Annotated in this window: 6 protein-coding genes and 1 pseudogene; all 7 read right to left on the bottom strand. The window is 51.1% G+C overall.

From position 1 onward, the window contains the following. On the bottom strand, positions 1–258 hold a 258-nt coding region (locus DQ405_RS28410), incomplete at its 3' end, for a HAMP domain-containing protein (protein WP_342030472.1). After that, positions 183–731 (bottom strand): hypothetical protein, encoded by a 549-nt coding sequence (locus DQ405_RS26660; protein ID WP_241730236.1) that lies wholly within the window; start codon positions 729–731, stop codon positions 183–185. The genes DQ405_RS28410 and DQ405_RS26660, both read right to left, overlap by 76 nt. A 98-nt stretch (positions 732–829) precedes the next feature. Further along, positions 830–1,060, bottom strand: coding sequence for a hypothetical protein (locus tag DQ405_RS26655; protein WP_041015565.1), 231 nt, complete (start codon positions 1,058–1,060; stop codon positions 830–832). Between the two features lie 25 nt (positions 1,061–1,085). Next, the gene (locus DQ405_RS26650) at positions 1,086–1,322 is read right to left on the bottom strand and encodes a DUF2933 domain-containing protein (RefSeq protein ID WP_257790578.1); all 237 of its coding nucleotides are present in this window, start codon (positions 1,320–1,322) and stop codon (positions 1,086–1,088) included. A 52-nt stretch (positions 1,323–1,374) separates the two neighbouring features. Further along, on the bottom strand, positions 1,375–1,692 hold the full coding sequence (locus tag DQ405_RS26645; protein WP_082041344.1) for a co-regulatory protein PtrA N-terminal domain-containing protein: 318 nt from the start codon (positions 1,690–1,692) through the stop codon (positions 1,375–1,377). Between the two features lie 136 nt (positions 1,693–1,828). Beyond that, positions 1,829–2,185 (bottom strand): copper-binding protein, encoded by a 357-nt coding sequence (locus tag DQ405_RS26640; protein WP_041015563.1) that lies wholly within the window; start codon positions 2,183–2,185, stop codon positions 1,829–1,831. Positions 2,186–2,187: 2 nt separating this feature from the next. Continuing rightward, a pseudogene (locus DQ405_RS28010) lies at positions 2,188–2,415 on the bottom strand (hypothetical protein); the annotation flags it as partial.

Genomic DNA, 2,415 nt, shown 5'->3' with positions numbered 1-2,415 from the left:
ATGAGCAATGTCGGCTGAAAATCCCGATAACCTGAGAAAGGAATCATCAAGACGTGAGAGCATCTCGTTGAAATTATCAACGAGTTCGTGGAGCTCGCCTGGCACCGATTCGGTCGGAATTCGAGTATCCAAGCAGTTAGCGGTAACCGTAGAAGAGGTCTTGGAGAGCTCGTCGATCGGTTTTAAGCCTTTTTGATCAAAATAACACCTAAAGCGCCACTCAGAAGTGCACTGACCACCAGCGTATAAGCAAACCACTGCTGGATCATTTCAAAGAAATGGATCCGGTGTGTTACATCTAGGGCTAGATATACGACTGTGTCCTGTCCGCCGACCCACTGGTTTACTTTTCTGGTGATTCCGCTGTACTGATGGCCGCCATAGTCGACAGTCCAGCGTTCGTCTTGGATACCTTTGGCAAGAGGAAGCAAGCTCTCAGACAGGTTGTGATGGGAGTAGACGGTCCTCCCATCCACCACTACTGCTGTTGCGAAACCAAAGGAGTGCTCAATAACAGCATCGATTCTTGAAGCGGTTTTTTGCTCGAATGCAGGGCTACTTCGCAGTGTGCGCTCAACGGCTTCGGCCTTTTCATTCAGCACTTGTGCATCTTTGCGCTCGAAATGGAGCCGACAGAAATAATTAAAACTGATTGCTGCGGCCGTTAGCACAACCGTAACCACGAGCATAAAAACAATTGCCATTCTGCTCGTCAGCGACACTTTGCCCATCTGTATGATCCTGGTTACATCATCAACACAAAAACAGGTAGGGCACCCCGTGGAGGTGCCCTACCTGCTTCAATCGTTGCTATCTGCATTTAAGAATACTATGTCGCGTCTGGGCTTTCGCCATTTTGCTGGTGGCTGGCTTTCGCCGTCTCCATCATGTCTCGGCATTCTTTCATCATTTCACGCATGTCGCCCATCATTCCCATATGCATGCCGCCGCTCATCATGCTGGATTCGGACTGGCTTTGGCCTTCTTTATCAGCAGCTGCGAAGCTAAGCCCGCTCGCCAGGGTAATTGCAATTGCTGTTACGGTTATTGTCTTTCGCATGTTAATGCTCCTGATTTTCCCGGGTTTATTCGCTTTTGCTTAGCACGGCCTTGTCTCCGGCCGCAGAGTCTTCGGTCTTGTCGCACTTTCCGCCGGACATATGCTTCATGCATACGACCATCATCAGCAGGCATGGCAAGAGATAAAGCAGGCCTGGGAGCGCAGGCGTCAAGGCCGCGCTACTTTGGTTCATAAGCAAGTAGCCAACTATAGCCACGGTTAGACCCGTCACGATCGGATTTCGCTGCAGAACGCTTTTCATCTTGGAATATAGGCTACCCATCTAGGTGTCCTCTAAGGTTCCGTTTGGCAGGTTAACCGTTGTTTACGCCGACTGGCGCACTCAAAAACTCTACCGTTTGGATTTTCCCGTCGGGAGTTTTAATCTTAATTTCGTACGGCTGAACATTCCCATTAGTTCTATAGGTTTGTATCATTCCTGTCGTGCCGGTAGACCCAGCTGGCCCCACACTCACCACTTCGCCTTCTTTGAGAAGTGCGTTTAGTGTGGGCTTCGCTCCCGACGTTTCATTCAGGCGCTTCAGTGTCCGATCACTTCCGCCTTCTGCCATCGCCAGCGAAGAAGCTGCAGTCAAAACGACAGATACAATCAGCTTGGTTGCGGTTTTCATGTTTAACACCTCTGGTTAGTTGATGCCTCTAGATTACAAGGCGGCTCCTTACCAGAAGCTGTTCTGAACGTTACAAAGATGTAATTGAATCTGCTGATGGTGGCGACCGCCGCAGTGCGGCGGTCGCTATCTACGCTTACTGTTTTTCGATTCGGGTGATGGTTGAGTCCATGCCTTTCGAGGTGAACTCGAATTCGACTTTGTCACCTTCTTTCAAATCTTCCATTTGATCAGGTTGTGTCTTAAAGCCCATGGTCATGGATGGCCAGCCCAGCGCTTCGACCGGGCCGTGGGCAATGATGACTGTCCCTTTATCTGTATCGATCTTTTTAACCGTACCGGTAGCTGTAGCGGTCTGCCCAGCTGCCTTTTGGTCCATCTGCATATCCATGCCTTTGTGATCCATCGGCATGCCTTCCATGGGCTTCTTGTCATCTGCAAACGCTGCAGGTACCAGGAGCAGTGAGGCGAAGGCAATGTTTGCGATTTTCATGGTTATTCTCCAGCGTGGTTGGTTGCTTGTGTTGGGGTGACGCGAGACTGCTTGCGACGCATCAGGAGATACGCTGCAGGCAAGACGAACAAAGAGAGCAGGGGCGCGGTGATCATGACCACCTTGGTGAAATTACCGGTGGCGTTGTCCGGTCGCAGAATGCTGAATTCCGAACCGGTGGCCGGCGCCAGACGCTGCACGTGACCGTTCAGGTGCGCGCCGTCCAGCGC

This window comes from Pseudomonas sp. SST3 (assembly GCF_003325755.1).
The sequence above is the reverse complement of the archived record's forward strand: the minus strand, read 5'-3'. Positions and strand labels throughout refer to the sequence as shown.

Excerpts from the sequence above, each read along its gene's own strand:
- DQ405_RS26655 (WP_041015565.1), bottom strand. The coding sequence starts at position 1,060 with ATGCGAAAGACAATAACCGTAACAGCAATTGCAATTACCCTGGCGAGC.
- DQ405_RS26650 (WP_257790578.1), bottom strand. The coding sequence starts at position 1,322 with ATGAAAAGCGTTCTGCAGCGAAATCCGATCGTGACGGGTCTAACCGTG.
- DQ405_RS26645 (WP_082041344.1), bottom strand. The coding sequence starts at position 1,692 with ATGAAAACCGCAACCAAGCTGATTGTATCTGTCGTTTTGACTGCAGCT.
- DQ405_RS26640 (WP_041015563.1), bottom strand. The coding sequence starts at position 2,185 with ATGAAAATCGCAAACATTGCCTTCGCCTCACTGCTCCTGGTACCTGCA.
- DQ405_RS26660 (WP_241730236.1), bottom strand. The coding sequence starts at position 731 with ATGGGCAAAGTGTCGCTGACGAGCAGAATGGCAATTGTTTTTATGCTC.